Annotated in this window: 15 protein-coding genes; 7 read left to right on the forward strand and 8 right to left on the reverse strand. The window is 66.0% G+C overall.

The features are described from left to right. Positions 1–57 precede the first annotated feature (57 nt). From era to QO058_RS26885, 4 genes are all read right to left on the reverse strand, one after another. Positions 58–969 carry a GTPase Era gene (gene era / locus QO058_RS26870; protein ID WP_284169274.1) on the reverse strand — a complete coding sequence of 304 codons (912 nt, stop codon included), beginning with the start codon at positions 967–969 and terminating at the stop codon, positions 58–60. Then, a complete protein-coding gene (gene rnc, locus QO058_RS26875; RefSeq protein ID WP_284169275.1) occupies positions 962–1,693 on the reverse strand; it encodes a ribonuclease III in 732 nt (243 codons plus the stop codon). Before rnc ends, era begins: the two co-directional genes overlap by 8 nt. Next, positions 1,690–2,454 (reverse strand): signal peptidase I, encoded by a 765-nt coding sequence (lepB, locus tag QO058_RS26880; protein ID WP_284169276.1) that lies wholly within the window; start codon positions 2,452–2,454, stop codon positions 1,690–1,692. Before lepB ends, rnc begins: the two co-directional genes overlap by 4 nt. A 128-nt stretch (positions 2,455–2,582) precedes the next feature. Beyond that, positions 2,583–3,695 carry a mechanosensitive ion channel family protein gene (locus QO058_RS26885; protein ID WP_284169277.1) on the reverse strand — a complete coding sequence of 371 codons (1,113 nt, stop codon included), beginning with the start codon at positions 3,693–3,695 and terminating at the stop codon, positions 2,583–2,585. Positions 3,696–3,881: 186 nt separating this feature from the next. Between QO058_RS26885 and aqpZ the strand changes: the two genes are divergently transcribed. Next, positions 3,882–4,613, forward strand: coding sequence for an aquaporin Z (gene aqpZ, locus QO058_RS26890; RefSeq protein WP_284169278.1), 732 nt, complete (start codon positions 3,882–3,884; stop codon positions 4,611–4,613). Between the two features lie 18 nt (positions 4,614–4,631). Here aqpZ and acpS read toward each other — a convergent pair whose 3' ends face one another. Both acpS and QO058_RS26900 read right to left on the reverse strand, forming a co-directional pair. Further along, entirely contained in the window at positions 4,632–5,036 is a 405-nt protein-coding gene (gene acpS, locus QO058_RS26895) for a holo-ACP synthase (protein ID WP_129155904.1), read from the reverse strand. 9 nt (positions 5,037–5,045) lie between these two features. Further along, the gene (locus tag QO058_RS26900) at positions 5,046–5,798 is read right to left on the reverse strand and encodes a pyridoxine 5'-phosphate synthase (protein WP_284169279.1); all 753 of its coding nucleotides are present in this window, start codon (positions 5,796–5,798) and stop codon (positions 5,046–5,048) included. A 204-nt stretch (positions 5,799–6,002) separates the two neighbouring features. Here QO058_RS26900 and QO058_RS26905 point away from each other — a divergent pair, with 204 nt between their 5' ends. After that, positions 6,003–7,706 (forward strand): ATP-binding protein, encoded by a 1,704-nt coding sequence (locus QO058_RS26905; protein WP_284169280.1) that lies wholly within the window; start codon positions 6,003–6,005, stop codon positions 7,704–7,706. A gap of 56 nt (positions 7,707–7,762) precedes the next feature. Here the strand turns inward: QO058_RS26905 and QO058_RS26910 are convergent, their stop codons facing one another. After that, complete coding sequence (locus QO058_RS26910; protein WP_284169281.1) at positions 7,763–8,473, reverse strand: FMN-dependent NADH-azoreductase; 711 nt, start codon at positions 8,471–8,473, stop codon at positions 7,763–7,765. Between the two features lie 96 nt (positions 8,474–8,569). On the opposite strand from QO058_RS26910, the gene QO058_RS26915 reads away from it, so the two are divergent. The 3 genes from QO058_RS26915 to QO058_RS26925 all read left to right on the forward strand — a co-directional run bounded on the left by QO058_RS26915 (position 8,570) and on the right by QO058_RS26925 (position 12,357). Beyond that, positions 8,570–9,478, forward strand: a complete 909-nt coding sequence (locus tag QO058_RS26915; RefSeq protein WP_284169282.1) for a LysR substrate-binding domain-containing protein — start codon at positions 8,570–8,572, stop codon at positions 9,476–9,478. A gap of 122 nt (positions 9,479–9,600) precedes the next feature. Then, positions 9,601–9,990 carry a DNA-directed RNA polymerase subunit omega gene (gene rpoZ, locus QO058_RS26920; protein WP_284169283.1) on the forward strand — a complete coding sequence of 130 codons (390 nt, stop codon included), beginning with the start codon at positions 9,601–9,603 and terminating at the stop codon, positions 9,988–9,990. A gap of 159 nt (positions 9,991–10,149) precedes the next feature. Then, positions 10,150–12,357, forward strand: a complete 2,208-nt coding sequence (locus tag QO058_RS26925) for a RelA/SpoT family protein (protein ID WP_284173036.1) — start codon at positions 10,150–10,152, stop codon at positions 12,355–12,357. Between the two features lie 119 nt (positions 12,358–12,476). Here QO058_RS26925 and QO058_RS26930 read toward each other — a convergent pair whose 3' ends face one another. Beyond that, entirely contained in the window at positions 12,477–13,319 is an 843-nt protein-coding gene (locus QO058_RS26930) for a LysR substrate-binding domain-containing protein (protein WP_284169284.1), read from the reverse strand. Positions 13,320–13,434: 115 nt separating this feature from the next. On the opposite strand from QO058_RS26930, the gene QO058_RS26935 reads away from it, so the two are divergent. Together QO058_RS26935 and recO are read left to right on the forward strand one after the other, a co-directional pair. Continuing rightward, positions 13,435–13,818: a tautomerase family protein gene (locus QO058_RS26935; protein WP_284169285.1), complete on the forward strand. Its 384-nt coding sequence runs from the start codon at positions 13,435–13,437 to the stop codon at positions 13,816–13,818. 240 nt (positions 13,819–14,058) lie between these two features. Next, positions 14,059–14,787, forward strand: coding sequence for a DNA repair protein RecO (gene recO / locus QO058_RS26940; protein WP_284169286.1), 729 nt, complete (start codon positions 14,059–14,061; stop codon positions 14,785–14,787). The last annotated feature ends 68 nt before the right edge of the window (positions 14,788–14,855 follow it).

Consider the following 14,855-nt stretch of genomic DNA (forward strand, 5'->3'; position numbering starts at 1 on the left):
TACCGCGCAAGATTGCGATCGAATTTTGCCAGCTACGCGTGCGAAAACTGCAGGTGTTCAGCTTTTCGGAAACTCCAGCCCCATCTCGCGATAGCGTTCCGGGTCGTCGCTCCAGTTCTCGCGGACCTTGACGAACAGGAAGAGGTGCACCTTCGCCTCGGCCGCTTCGGCGATCTCGACGCGCGCTTTCTGGCCGATCGCCTTGATCGTCTGGCCACCTTCGCCGAGTACGATCTTCCGCTGGCCCTCGCGCTCGACATAGATCGTCTGCTCGATCCGGACCGAGCCGTCCGGGCGCTGCTGCCAGCTCTCGGTCTCGACGGTCGAGCGATAGGGCAGTTCGTCATGCAGTCGCTCGAAGATCTTCTCGCGGGTGATCTCGGCGGCGAGGAAACGCAGCGGCGCATCCGAGATCTGGTCCTCCGGATAAAGCCACGGGCCGGGCTTCAGCCGCGTCTCGAGCCAGGTCAGGATATCCTTGACGCCATAGCCGGTCAGCGCCGCGACCATGAACGTCGCCTCGAATTTGGACTGCTCGTTCACCGTCGTGGTGATGGCGAGCAGCTTCTCCTTCGGGATCGTGTCGATCTTGTTGAGGATCAGGAATTTCGGCTGCTTCAGCTGGGCGAGCCTCTCCAGCAGCGCGGTATTCTCCTCATGGTCAAAGCGCCCGACATCGATCAATACGCCGATCAGGTCGGCATCGGTCGCTCCACCCCAGGCACTCGTCACCATGGCGCGGTCGAGCCGGCGCTTGGGCGCGAAGATACCGGGCGTATCGACGAAGATGATCTGCGTCGGCCCCGTCAGCGCGATGCCGCGCACCTGGGTGCGCGTCGTCTGCACCTTGCGCGAGACGATCGAGACCTTGGCACCGACGAGCTGGTTGAGCAGCGTCGATTTGCCGGCATTGGGCGCGCCGATCAGCGCGACGAAGCCGCAGCGGGTCGCCTTTTCAGGCTCAGCCATGCTCGCCCTCCATCGTTTCGTTCCACAGGCCCTGCCGGCGCAGGAAGGCTTCGGCTGCCGCCTGTTCGGCCAACCGCTTCGAGCGGCCTTCGGCTTCCGCCTCGGCCAATGCGCCGATCCGCACGATGATGCGGAAGATCGGCGCGTGATCCGGGCCGGAGCGGCCGCGCTCGGCATAGGTCGGAGTCGGATGGCCTTGGCCTTGTGCCCATTCCTGCAGCGCGGTCTTGGCGTCGCGTAGGGGCGTCACCGGCTTCAGCAGCCGCTCGCCGAAACCGGCCTCCACCAGCTTGCGCGCGGCATCATAGCCGCCGTCGATGAAGACTGCACCGATGATCGCCTCGCAGGCATCGGCCAGGATTGCCCGGTTCTTGCGTGCCCCCGAGAGGATCTCGCCTTCGCCGAGGCGCAGATGCGGGCCGACGTCCCAGGCGGCCGCGACCTCGGCGCAGGTTTCCTTGCGCACGAGATCGGCGAGCCGGCGCGACATGTCGCCTTCCTCGGCCTGCGGATAGGTGGTGAACAGCATGTCGGCGACCGAGAGGCCGAGCACCCGGTCGCCCAGGAATTCGAGCCGCTGATAGCTCGCGATCCGGCGCGTGTCGGCGCTCATATGGGTGAGCGCTGTCTCGAGCAGACCCCGGTCACGGAAGCGGTGGCCGAGTCTGTCCTCGAGCCGCGAGAGCTCGGGCAGCTTGCGTCCGCTGTCGGTGGTCTTGCTCACTTGATTGTCGAGAACATGCGGTTCCAGCGCACCGTCCAGGGCCATTCCCAGATGCGCCAGGCGGACGCGCCCTCGTCGATCGAGAAGAAGATGATCTCGGCGCGGCCGACGAAGTTCTCGAACGGCACGAAGCCGACGCTGCGGTCGCGCGAATCGAGCGAGTTGTCGCGGTTGTCGCCCATCATGAAGAAATGGCCGTCGGGCACGCGGAACACCGGAGTGTTGTCGAAGGTGCCGGTGTCGCCCTCGCGCTCGATGATCTGGTGGCTGACGCCGTTCGGCAGCGTCTCGCGATACTGGATCGCGTTCGTGGCGCGGCCCCAGGCGTCGGTGGTGACGAAATCGGCGATGCGCTCGCGCTTCACCGGCTGGTTGTTGATGTGGAGGATGCCGTCGATCATCTGGATGCGGTCGCCCGGCAGGCCGATGACGCGCTTGATGTAATCGGTCGATCCGTCGCTCGGCAGCTTGAACACGGCGATGTCGCCGCGCTTCGGCTCGGCGGCCCAGACCCGGCCCTGGAACAGCGGCGGGCTGAACGGCATCGAGTGCTTCGAATAGCCGTAGGTGTATTTCGAGACGAACAGGTAATCGCCGATCAGCAGCGTCGGGATCAGCGAGCCCGAGGGGATGTTGAAGGGCTGGAACAGCAGGGTCCGGATCACCAGGGCGATCAGCAGGGCCTGGACGACGACCTTGATCGTCTCGAGAATGCCGCCTTCGTCCTTGGTCTTGCTTTTGATCTCGGCGTCGTTGGCCACACGGGCCTCCTGCTGGCTACGTTTCGAGAGCGCGGTCTAGAGCATGTTCCGTCAAAGTGGAAACCACTTTTGCGAGGCCGGTACGTGCTGCCGCAGCGATGCGGCAACAAATATGGTGGCTCACGGGGTCATTGCACCGCGGTCACGGCTGCAGTCCCGCCGTGCGCCGGCTGCAACTGCTCCGCCCTGATCCGGGGCAGGGCATGCGGATATTCGCGCTGCAAGAAGGCGACGATCTGCTCGCGCATCTCGCAGCGCAGGTCGAAGACGCGCGGCGAGGTGCCGGCGCTGATGAGAATGCGCACCTCCATGGTCGATTGCTTGAAATCAGTGACCTGGACGTTGACGACGCGTCTGTCCCAGAGCCGTGACGCTGCGGCGATCTCCTCGACCTTGCAGCGCACCGCGGCGATCGGCGTCGCGTAGTCGAGGTAGATCATCACCGTGCCGATCAGCGCGGCATCGTCGCGGGTCCAGTTCTGGAACGGCTTTTCGATGAAGTAGGACAAAGGCAGGATCATCCGGCGCCAGTCCCAGAGCCGGATGACGACATAGGTCGAAGTGATCTCCTCGACATTGCCCCATTCGCCTTCGATTAGCACCGCGTCGTCGATCCGGATCGGCTGGGTCACGGCGAGCTGGATGCCGGCGAAGACGTTCTTCAGCATCGGTTGGAGGGCCAGGCCGACGACGAGACCGGCCGCGCCCGCCGAAGCGAGCAGGCTGACGCCGTATTGCCTGACGCCGTCGAAGGTCATCAGCATCGCCGCGACTGCGACGACGACGACCATGATCTCGGCGATCCGCCGCAGGATTCGCGTCTGCGTGACGTGCTTGCGCGCCAGCAGATTGTCCTCGGCATCGAGCTTGAAGCGGCGCAGATAGACCGTCGTCCAGATATGCAGCGCCGTCTTGGCGAGCCAGGCGACGAGCGCGACGAAGCAGATCAGCAACGCATGGCGGATCAGGGTTGCCTGTGTCTGCGAGAGCGGCGCGATCGAGGCGGCGAAGGACAGCGCCAGCGTGATTACGGTGAAGCGCGCCGGGCCATAGGTGCGCGAGACCAGCGAGCGCCAGAACAGATCCCAGCTCGCCACGATCCGGGTCATGATCTCGTAGGCAATACGGTGAATGGTCAGGGCCAGGACGAAGGCGAGCGCAAACAAGGCGAGGCTGATGCTCCAGGTCGGCAGCCAGGTAAGCCTGGCTTCAATGCCCTGCATGATCTGATCGAAATTCATCTTTCCCCGCCTCGCTCGGTCGCGGCCGATCATGTTGCAACGCGGCAAGCCTCCAAAGGATGCAGCACACGTCAAGCGGGTGATCGTTCGTCCTGGATTGCGCGGTGGGCATTCGATTTCCGGCGATTGACGCTAGGTCTGCCGGGGATCACAGTTTCGCGACCCGCAACCCAGGGGGGAATCGATATGAGCACGAAGAAATATGCAGCAGAAGCCATTGGCACCTTCTGGTTGACCTTCGCCGGCTGTGGCAGCGCCGTCATCGCTGCCGGTTTTCCGCAGGTCGGCATCGGCCTGCTCGGCGTCTCGCTCGCCTTCGGCCTGACCGTCGTCACCATGGCCTATGCGATAGGCCACATTTCCGGTTGCCATCTGAACCCGGCAGTTACCGTAGGCCTTGCAGCAGGTGGGCGGTTCCCCACTAGTCAGGTCGTTCCCTACATCGTCGCGCAGGTGATCGGCGCGATCCTCGGGGCCACCGTTCTCTATTTCATCGCGGTCGGCGCGCCGGGCTTCGATCTCGCCAAGGGCTTTGCGTCCAACGGCTTCGGCGAGCATTCGCCCGGCAAATACGGGCTGGCCTCGGCCTTCCTGACCGAAGTCGTGATGACCATGATGTTCCTGTTCATCATCATGGGCGCGACCCATGGCAAGGCGCCGGCTGGCTTCGCCCCGCTCGCGATCGGCCTCGGGCTCTGCCTGATCCACCTCGTCAGCATCCCGGTGACCAACACCTCGGTCAATCCAGCGCGCTCGACCGGCCCGGCGCTCTTCGTCGGCGGCTGGGCGATCCAGCAGCTCTGGCTGTTCTGGCTGGCGCCGATCATCGGCGGCGCGCTCGGCGGCGTAGTCTACCGCTGGCTGAGCGAGGAACCGCGCGGTGAGGTCACCGGCGTCACGCCGGCCCCGGCCGAGTAAGAGAACCGCAATCCGAGGTCAGGCCCGAACCGGCCTGGCCTCGATCACCACGAAGGCCTGCGCCAGCGGCGGATCGTCGGTCAGCGAGACATGTACGACCGCCTCATGGCCGGGCGGGGTCATTTCGGCCAGGCGCGCCGCAGCGCCGCCGGTGAGCCGCATGGTCGGCCGCCCGCTCGGCAGATTGATCACCTCCATGTCCCGCCAGAACACGCCCGAGCGTATGCCGGTGCCGAGCGCCTTCGAGCAGGCCTCCTTGGCGGCGAAGCGGCGGGCGTAAGAAGCGGCACGCGTGGCGCGCCGGTCGGACTTCGCCTGCTCGCCAGCTGTGAAGATGCGCTGGGTGAAGCGCTCACCGAAGCGGGCGAGCGAATTCTCGATGCGGCGGATGTCGCAGAGATCGGAGCCGATGCCGAGGATCATGCCAGCGGTCTAGCTGGCGGCGCGGCCTTCGTCCATCGCCCGCCGCATCACGGCGATCGCTGTCTCAAAGCCGACGAAGATCGCTTCGCCGACCAGGAAATGGCCGATGTTGAACTCGACGAAGGCGGGGACGCTGGCAAGCTTGCGCGCGGTGTCATAGTCGAGCCCATGGCCGGCATGGACTTCCAGCCCGAGCGAGGCGGCGAACGCCGCGCCATTGGCGAGCCGCTCGAACTCGGCCTGCGCCTTGTCGGCGTGGCCATCGGCGACGGCATGGCACCAGGTGCCGGTATGGAGCTCGACCACGGACGCGCCAAGCCTGGCCGACATCGCAATCGGCGCCTCGTCGGCCTCGATGAACAGCGAGACACGGCACCCGGCAGCTTTGAGCTGCGCGATCGGCGCGGCCAATGCACCCGCCTGGCCAACCACGTCGAGCCCGCCCTCGGTGGTGCGCTCCTCACGCTTCTCGGGCACCAGGCAGGCAGCGTGCGGTTTGAATTTCTCCGCGAGTGCGATCATTTCCGGCGTCGCGGCCAGTTCGAAGTTCAGCGGCTTTGAGAGCTCGCTGGCAAGTCTTTGCATGTCGGCATCGCGGATATGGCGCCGGTCCTCGCGCAGATGGGCAGTGATGCCGTCGGCGCCGGCAGCAATGGCGAGGTGGGCGGCGCGTACCGGATCGGGCAGGGCGCCGCCGCGCGCGTTCCGCACGGTCGCGACATGGTCGATGTTCACGCCCAGGCGCAAGCGGTTCTTGGTCATCGTCGCCCCCATCTTTCTTTGCCGTCTACGCCGCACTGGGCGCGGGTTCAAGGCAAGCGATGTGATCGACGCCGTCAGTATTCTTGATCAATCAATGCACGCAGTGCGTGCATATCAGGAATTTGCACGCAATCTGCGGCGTGACTGTTGTTAAGCCCTGGAAATTAGCGTCCTGCATCATCCCACAGCGTTTCCAGACGGGTCATGCAGCTTCCCGCCGACCATCGGCAGTTCACGACGAGGGTCACGCCGGATCGGCGTGACCCGAACCAGCCGGCCGACAGGGCGCTCGGTCGCGTCGTCGCGTGCTCGGGCTCGCACGCGACCATCGCGGCGAGTGCATCCGGACCTGCGCCCGGCGCCCATGACGGCTGCGTCATCGGCCGCCTGATCTCGATCAGTCTCGGGGCGAGCCGTATCGTCGGACTTGTCTACGAGATGCGCGCGCTGCAGCCGGTCTGGGACGAGGCGGGCTCCAATGCGATCGCGATCGAGGTCGAGCTCCTCGGCGAGGTCGTCGACAGCGAGAACGGCGCAGCGCGCTTCGACAACGGCATCACTACCTACCCTCCGATCGGCGCGCTGGCGCACCGTATCCGCTCGCGCGACCTGGCGCTCATCCATGATCTCGGCGAGCGTGACGGCGTCGCGCTCGGTACCCTGACCCAGGATGCGGCGGTTTCGGCGAACGTCGACATCGAACGGCTGCTCTCGCGCCATTTCGCCGTGCTCGGCACCACCGGCGTCGGCAAATCGAGCGCCGTCGCGCTGATGCTACGCAAGGCCGTGGCGGCGAAGCCCAATCTGCGGGTGCTGATCCTCGATCCCCATAACGAGTATGCTCACGCCTTCCCCGACACCTCCGCGCGGATCGACGCCAGCACGCTCGACCTGCCGTTCTGGCTGTTCCGCTTCGAGGAGTTCGCCGACATCATCTTCCGCGGTCGCCCGCCATTGGAGGATGAGGCCGAGATCCTGCGCGAGGTCATCGCGGTCGCTCGCAGCCGCTATCGCGTCCCCTCGCCGCATGACATGGCGCGTGATCTCGGCAGCAGCGTGCTGAAGCGGCCAATCGACCCCGGCGCGCGCCGGCCAGGCGAAACCGGCGGAGCGGCCGAGCTCGCCGCGCCCTATCGCATCGCCGATCTCTTCGTCGCGATCGACGAACTGATCGGCCTGCACGAGCTGCGCTATCCGCGCACCACCCTGCGCGCGCTCCGGGTCAGGCTCGAAACACTGTACGGCGATCCGCGCTACGGCTTCCTCTTCGCCCATGCCAACAGCATGGAAACGATCGCGCCGGTGGTCAGCCAGATCTTCCGCGTGCCGCACCGGGGCCGGCCGATCACCGTGTTCCAGCTCGCCGGTTTGCCCTCCGAGGTCGTCAACGCGGTCGCATCCAGCCTGGCACGGCTCGCCTTCGACCTCGCCATGGCGAGCCGCGGCAGCTACGAGATCCTGCTGCTCTGCGAGGAGGCGCATCGCTACGTGCCGCAGGATCAGGCGCTCGGCTTCGCACCGACCCGCCAGGCCATCGCCCGCATTGCCAAGGAGGGGCGCAAATACGGCGCCTATCTCGGCATCGTGACGCAGCGCCCCGGCGAGCTCGACCCGACCATCCTGTCGCAATGCTCGACCGTGTTTGCCATGCGCCTCGCCAATGAGCGCGACCAGCAGATCATCCGCGCCGCGATCGCCGACGCCTCGGCCAGCACCATCGCCTTCCTCTCCTCGATCGGCAATCGCGAGGCGATCGCCTTTGGCGAAGCGGTCGCGACGACGATGCGCATGCGCTTTTTAGAGCAGCGGCCGGAGGAACTGCCGGCGATGGCGGGCCGTGAGCTCTCCGAGGTCTCGCGCCGCGAGCCGCTCGTCGAGGAGCTCGTCGCGCGCATGCGCGGGCTCTGACGATCCGAAGTTGGCCGCGGTCACCGATCGGTTCGTGGCATAGGCGCGTTGGCTCGTCAGGTTAGCTCCAGCGCTCGACCTTGGGTTTCGGCGACGTCGCGCGCGAGTTTCCCGACCAGCTCATCGACCGCGGCCTCGGCCGTGGAAATCGACGCCCGCAGGCGCTCATCGGCGAACTCGTCGTACTCGATGGCGATCGAATGCGTTTCGGTCAGGCCGAGATAGGCCATCGGCACGCTCAAGCCACGCTCGACGAGATTGATGGCCTCGAGGCGTCCACCGGCGCCATAGCCGTAATCGCCGCGCGAGGAGAGGATGACCAGCCGCTTGCCGGGCGGCAGCATCGGCCAATACGGTTCGCCTTGCCGGCTGCGATCAAATCCGAAGGTGACGCCGACGCGCACGACATTGTCGACCCAGGCCTTGAGCTGGGCCGGAAGGCCGAAATTATACATCGGCGCGCCGATCACGATGAGGTCGGCACGCAGAAGCTCGGCCACCAGAACATCGCTTTCGGCGAGCTGCGCCTGTGCTGCCTTGTTCCGACGCTCGGGCCGAGTGAAGGCCGCCGCGATCCAGTCGCCGCTGGCGGGCGAGGGCGGCTGCTGTCCGACATCGCGATAGGTCAGCGTGTCCTGCGGTCGCGCCGCCTGCCAGCGCTCGGCGAAGCGATGGGTCAGGCGGCGCGTATGCGATCCGCGAGGATCGACCCCGGACCGCCCGGAACGGGCGCTGGCATCGATCTGCAGGATGTGAAGCGGCGGCATGGCGGTCTCCATGAAATCGAATTTCTCATGCGATGTTCTCGCTATCCGTCAGGTATGTTGCTACTTACCGAGTGACAAAGGCGAATTCCTCAGCTGATGGATGAGGTAGTTTCATCTGTGATAGGCCCCCGGAAGCTTCCGCCGCTCGCTGCGCTTCGCGCGTTCGAGGCCGCGGCCCGGCATCTGAGCTTTCAGAAGGCGGCCCGGGAACTGGCCGTGACGCCGACGGCGATCAGCCATCAATTGCGGCTGCTGGAAGCGACGCTCGGCCTGTCGCTCTTCGATCGCCATGTCCGGCGCGTCTCGCTGACGCCGGCCGGCGCGCAGCTCTACCCCGTGCTCAGGGAGGGCCTGGACAGTTTCGCGCGCGCCATCGCCGAGCTCTCTTTGCCGAGCCGGCGCAGTGCGGTGACGATCAGTGCGACGACGCTCTTCACCGCGCGCCGCCTCATCCCGGCGCTGAGCCTCTTCCAGGCGCAGTGGCCGCAATTCGCCCTGCGGCTGCATGCTTCGGACGAGGCTGTCGACCTGGCGAGCGGTGCTGCCGACGTCGCCGTGCGATACGGTGCAGGGCCGTTTGCAGGCTTGGTGTCCGAACCGCTTTGGCAGGAACGTTTCGGCGTCGTGTGCAGCCCCGCGCTCGGTCTGCGTGACTCGGCCGATCTGACCACAGCCACGCTGATCCATTCGGAGTGGCGCCGCCGGGATCTGCAGCCGGATTGGCGGCGCTGGCAGGCCTTGGCTCGGGTCGCGAGGTTGAACGTCGAGGCCGGGTTGCGCTTCACCGATGAAAGCCACGCCATCCAGGCGGCTGTTGCCGGGCAGGGCGTCGTGATCACGAGCCTGTTCCTGGTCGAGGATGAGCTTTCGCGCGGCGTGCTCGTGCACCCGTTCGGCCCGGTCATCGAAGGGCATCACTATCACCTAGTCGCGACCGAGGAAAACATGGCCAGTGCGGATGTTCAGGCTGTCCAGCAATGGCTCAAGGCAGTGGCGTCGCCGTGATGGACATGCCCGTATCGTGGCGCACGCGCTGAACGTTCAAAACCTTGCATCTCCGGCGCTCAGCCTGTATGAGCCCCGTTCAACCTTTCCATCGCATCGCGCAAGATCAGAAGGAGCCGCGAATGGCTCGCGTCACCGTTGAGGATTGCATCGACAAGGTCGAGAACCGCTTCGAGCTGGTTCTGCTTGCGAGCCATCGCGCCCGCATGATCGCCTCGGGCTCCTCGATCCTCGTCCCGCGCGACAACGACAAGAACCCGGTCGTCGCCCTGCGCGAGATCGCCGACGAGAAGCTCACCCCCGAGGATCTCAAGGAAGACCTGATCCACTCGCTGCAGAAGCATGTCGAGGTCGACGAGCCGGAGGCCGACACCGTGCCGCTGCTGACCTCGCAGTCGCATGTCGCCACCCCCGATTCGGAAGTTCAATTCGACCGGATGAGCGAGGACGACCTGCTGCGCGGCCTCGACGGCCTCGTGCCGCCGACCGAGAGCGCCGACGACGAAGATTGAGTCGTCGGAAAAGCGTTCATGACGTTTGCTAAAGCCCGGCCCTGCCGGGCTTTTTTTCATGCCCGCCCCGTGTGGATTGGCCTTGCCGAGGGCCGCAGCCATCGTCGATATTGAAGCGAATCCAATCGAGTTGAGCGGTGGAGTTGCGCCCGCATGGGCATGATGCGGCAATATGAGCTTGTCGACCGGGTCAAGCGCTACAACCCGAACACCGACGAGGAACTGCTCAACCGCGCCTATGTCTACGCCATGCGTGCGCACGGCACGCAGAAGCGCGCCTCGGGTGATCCGTTCTTCGCTCATCCGCTCGAAGTCGCAGCGATCCTGACCGAGCTCAAGCTCGATGACGCCACCATCGTCGCCGCCGTCCTGCACGACACCGTCGAGGACACCGAGGCGACGCTGGAGGAAATCGAGACCCTGTTCGGGCCCGATATCCGCCGCCTCGTCGATGGGCTGACCAAGATCAAGAAGCTCGACCTCGTCTCGAAGAAGGCAGCGCAGGGCGAGAACTTCCGCAAGCTCCTGCTCGCTATCGTCGACGATATCCGCGTGCTCCTGGTCAAGCTCGCCGACCGGCTGCACAACATGCGCACGCTGCATTATGTGCCGCCCGAGAAGCGCCTGCGTGTCGCCGAGGAGACGATCGAGATCTATGCGCCGCTCGCCGGCCGCATGGGCATGCAGGAATTGCGCGAGGAGCTGGAGGAGCTCGCCTTCCGCCATATCAAGCCGGAAGCACACGCCACCATTACCAAGCGGCTGGAGGAGGTTACCCAGCGCGAGGGCAAGGTCATCGGCGAGATCGAAAGCGATCTCAAGACCAAGCTCGCCGAGCGCGGCATCGAGGCGCAGGTCTATGGCCGGCGCAAACGGCCCTATTCGATCTGGAAGAAGATGGAGCGCAAATCCGTCTCCTTCGAGCAGCTCTCCGACATTTTTGGCTTCCGCGTCATCATCGACAAGCCGGAGGATTGCTACCGCGTACTCGGCGTCGTCCACATGACCTGGCCGATGGTGCCCGGCCGCTACAAGGACTACATCTCGACGCCGAAGCAGAACGACTACCGCTCGCTGCACACCACCGTGGTCGGCCCCGGCCGCCAGCGCGTCGAACTGCAGATCCGCACCGACGGAATGGACCGCGTCGCCGAGTTCGGCATCGCCGCCCATGCCCGCTACAAGGATGGCCGGACGGCGGGCGTCGTCGCCGCCGCCGACGAGAGCCGCGCCTATCAATGGCTGCGCCGCACCGTCGACCTCCTGGCCGAGGGCGACAATCCCGAGGAGTTCCTCGAGCACACCAAGCTCGAGCTCTTCCACGACCAGGTCTTCTGCTTCACGCCCAAGGGGCGCCTGATCGCCCTGCCGCGCGGGGCGACGCCGATCGACTTCGCCTATGCGGTCCACACCGATGTCGGCAACACCGCGGTCGGCGCCAAGATCAACGGCCGGATCGCGCCGCTCCTGACAGAGCTCCAGAACGGCGACGAGGTCGAGATCACCCGCGCCGAGGGCCAGGCGCCGCCGGCCGCCTGGGAATCGCTGGTGGTCACCGGCAAGGCCAGGGCCGCCATCCGCCGTGCCACGCGCGTGGCCGTGCGCCGGCAATATGCCGGGCTCGGCCGCCAGATCCTGGAGCGCGCCTTCATGCGCGCCGAGCGGCCCTTCACCGACGAGAAGCTGAAGGCCGCGTTGAAACGGCTCGCCCGCACCGCTGTCGACGATGTGCTCGCCGCAGTCGGTCGCGGCGAGATGTTCTCTGGCGATGTGGTGAGGGCGGTCTATCCTGACCTCGAGCCGGAGAAGCGTACGACAGGGGAGGCCAAGGCGGTCCCGCCTGGCAAGGGCTGGTTCGAATTGCGCCAGGGCGAGAATCTCAAATTCAAGCTGCCCAACGAGACGCCGGGTGCCGATGCGATTCCGATCCGCGGCCTCGGCGGCGACCTGCCGGTGCGCTTCGCGCCGGGCGGCGGCGCCGTGCCGGGCGACCGCATCGTCGGCATCCTGACACCGGGCGAGGCGGTGACGATCTACCCGATCCAGTCGCCTTCGCTGGCGGCCTTCGACAACGAGCCGGAGCGCTGGCTCGACGTGCGCTGGGACCTCGACGACAAGCGCCCGCAGCGCTTCCCGGCGCGCATCCAGCTCAACTCGATCAACGAGCCGGGCTCGCTCGCCCAGATCACCACCACCATCGCCGAGCATGACGGCAATATCGACGCTGTCTCGATGGTGCGGCCGAATCCGGACTTCACCGACGTCACCATCGACCTGACAGTCTGGGACCTGAAGCATCTCAGCGCCATCATCAGCGAACTCCGCGAGAAGCGGGTGATCAGCCGGGTCGAGAGGGTAGTGGCCTGAGGAAACGTCATGCTCGGGCTTGACCCGAGCATCTCAGGCCGGAGGAGGCTCCTATTGGCGCCTTCTCGTCCCGAGATTCTCGGGTCTGCGCTTCGCTCCCCCCGAGAATGACGGCCTGTTCAACCCGCCCTGAACGCCGCCGCCAGCTCCCTGACGAAGGCGTTGGCGCGCGGCGTCGCGACATTGCTGCGCAGCACGACCTCGAAGCTATCGAGCGCCGGCAGTCCCCAGCCGGGGCCGAGATCGACCGCCCCGCGCGGTGCGATCCGCGCCGCCAATGGCGAGACGCCGAGCCCGCCCTCGACCGCGGCTAGCACGGCCGCCATGCCGCCGCCGATGAAGGCTTCGCGCCAGGGCAGGCCGGCGCTGTCGAGCGCATCCATGGCGTGGCGACGCAGGCGGCATTCCGGCATCAGGCTGACGAGCGGCACCGGCCCGTTCGGCTTCGCGAGCGAAGATGCACCGAACCAGCCGAAAGCGTCGCGCCGTAGCACTTCGCCGGTGCGTCCGGGCCCGAGCCGGCGGATCACTGCGACATCGAGCTCACCGCGCTCGAATGCCGTGTCGAGCGCCGCGGACGGCTCGATGCGCAGGCCGATTACCAGCGAGGGGTCGTGCTTGGCCAGCCGTGCCAGCAGGGCAGGGGCGTCGGCCCCGACCGCCTGCTCGCTGATGCCGATGGTGATGCGCTCCTGAACCTGCTGGAAAGAGGTCAGTGCGCGCTCATGCGCCGCCATCAGCTCGCGCGCCGCTGGTAGGAAGCGCTCGCCCTCGGCGGTCAGTCTGACCAGCCGGGGATGCCGCTGCAGCAGCAATTGGCCGAGTGCCTCCTCAAGCTTCTTGACCCGTGTGCTGATCAGGGACTGCGCCGTGCCCAGCGCCTCGGCAGCACGGGTGAAGCTGGAGAGTTCGGCCGCATGCAGGAAGGCGCTGACGCCGTCGAGGTCGAGTGTGCTGCTCATTTCAGATCGCAATTTGATATCATTGATATAATCAAAGATACTGTTTTCAGATTGAACGGGCAAGCCTAGTTTCAGGGCGTCGGCGGCAGCGTCCGCCTCGCTCATGGAGTTCGTCATGCCTCTGATCCGGATTTCGATGCGCCGCGGCCGCCCGGCCTCGCACCCCGCCGCCATCGTCGACGGCGTCTACCGCGCCCTGCGCGCGACCTTCGAAGTGCCGGAGAACGACCTCTTCGCCGTGGTGCACCAGCACGAGGCCGAGGAATTCATCTTCGACAACAACTATTTCGGCTTCAACCGCAGCGACGCGCTGGTGATCATCCAACTCGTCGTCGCCAATACCCGCGGCGTCACCCAGAAGAAGGCGCTCTACGCCGCGATCGCCGAGAACCTGCAGAAGGAGCCGGGCCTGAAGCCCGACGACATCTTCATCAACCTCGTCGAGGTCAAGCGCGAGGACTGGTCGTTCGGCGGCGGGGTCGCGCAGTACGTGGCGTGAGCTGACCTTGCCGGACAGGCGCGGGGAACCCTCTCCTGTAAGGAGAGGGCAGGGTGAGGTGTAGGCCGATGGACCCGTTGCGCGAGCGCTGACCGCGGTCGGGTTCAGGCTTACGATTTCTCTCCGAACACCTCACCCCTACCCCTCTCCTTCCAGGAGAGGGGATCCCGCGTTTCTGCTGACACGCTTCAGCACAGTGGCACTGGAAACTCACCCCTCATTGCCTCTAACTCTCCCCGCATGGAATGGAGCGACGAGGGCACGATCATCGGCGTCAGGCGTCATGGCGAGAGCGCCGTGATCCTGGAGGCGATGACGCGCGATCATGGTCGTCATCTTGGCCTCGTCCGCGGTGGCCGCTCCAGCAAGCAGCAGCCGGTGCTGCAGCCCGGCAATCTCGTCTCGCTGATCTGGCGGGCGCGGCTCGACGAGCATCTCGGCGAATACAAGGTCGAGCTCTTGACCTCGCATGCGGCCAGGCTGATGGCCCAACCGGTCGCGCTCTACGGGCTCGCCAATGTCGCAGGGCTGCTGCGCCTGCTGCCGGAGCGCGATCCGCATCCCGGCCTCTATGAGGGGCTGGCAGTGCTGCTAGCCCATCTCGACGAGATCGCTATCGCCCCGGCGCTGATGGTGCGCTTCGAGCTCGCGATGCTGTCGGAGCTCGGCTACGGGCTTTCGCTCGAACGCTGCGCCGTCACCGGCCTGCGCGAGGAGCTCAGCCACGTCTCGCCGAAATCGGGCAAGGCCGTGAGTCGCAAAGCCGCCGAGCCTTATCTCGACCGGCTCCTCGCCTTGCCGGCCTTCCTGAGCGAGGGGCAGGGCGCGCGCCGGCCGGCGCCGGCCGAGGTCGCCGCGGGCTTTGCACTGACCGGTTTCTTCCTGCGCCGTGACCTCTACGAGCCGCGCGGTTTGCTGGAGCCACCAGAGCGGGTGCGCCTGCTGGAACTGGCGGCAAGAATCCCCTGATTTCTGCGGTTTTTCCGCCAGTCCCGCTTTGCTTCGCTTGCATCCGGGCTGCATCGTTGCATCAAGTG

The sequence above is a fragment of the Bosea vestrisii genome (genome assembly GCF_030144325.1).
GTDB classification, from domain to species: domain Bacteria; phylum Pseudomonadota; class Alphaproteobacteria; order Rhizobiales; family Beijerinckiaceae; genus Allobosea; species Allobosea vestrisii_A.

Excerpts from the sequence above, each read along its gene's own strand:
- QO058_RS26910 (WP_284169281.1), bottom strand. The coding sequence starts at position 8,473 with ATGCCGCCGCTTCACATCCTGCAGATCGATGCCAGCGCCCGTTCCGGG.
- QO058_RS26935 (WP_284169285.1), top strand. The coding sequence starts at position 13,435 with ATGCCTCTGATCCGGATTTCGATGCGCCGCGGCCGCCCGGCCTCGCAC.
- QO058_RS26915 (WP_284169282.1), top strand. The coding sequence starts at position 8,570 with ATGGATGAGGTAGTTTCATCTGTGATAGGCCCCCGGAAGCTTCCGCCG.
- QO058_RS26930 (WP_284169284.1), bottom strand. The coding sequence starts at position 13,319 with ATGAGCAGCACACTCGACCTCGACGGCGTCAGCGCCTTCCTGCATGCG.
- rpoZ (WP_284169283.1), top strand. The coding sequence starts at position 9,601 with ATGGCTCGCGTCACCGTTGAGGATTGCATCGACAAGGTCGAGAACCGC.
- recO (WP_284169286.1), top strand. The coding sequence starts at position 14,059 with ATGGAATGGAGCGACGAGGGCACGATCATCGGCGTCAGGCGTCATGGC.
- era (WP_284169274.1), bottom strand. The coding sequence starts at position 969 with ATGGCTGAGCCTGAAAAGGCGACCCGCTGCGGCTTCGTCGCGCTGATC.
- QO058_RS26885 (WP_284169277.1), bottom strand. The coding sequence starts at position 3,695 with ATGAATTTCGATCAGATCATGCAGGGCATTGAAGCCAGGCTTACCTGG.
- QO058_RS26900 (WP_284169279.1), bottom strand. The coding sequence starts at position 5,798 with ATGACCAAGAACCGCTTGCGCCTGGGCGTGAACATCGACCATGTCGCG.
- acpS (WP_129155904.1), bottom strand. The coding sequence starts at position 5,036 with ATGATCCTCGGCATCGGCTCCGATCTCTGCGACATCCGCCGCATCGAG.
- QO058_RS26905 (WP_284169280.1), top strand. The coding sequence starts at position 6,003 with ATGCAGCTTCCCGCCGACCATCGGCAGTTCACGACGAGGGTCACGCCG.
- aqpZ (WP_284169278.1), top strand. The coding sequence starts at position 3,882 with ATGAGCACGAAGAAATATGCAGCAGAAGCCATTGGCACCTTCTGGTTG.
- QO058_RS26925 (WP_284173036.1), top strand. The coding sequence starts at position 10,150 with ATGATGCGGCAATATGAGCTTGTCGACCGGGTCAAGCGCTACAACCCG.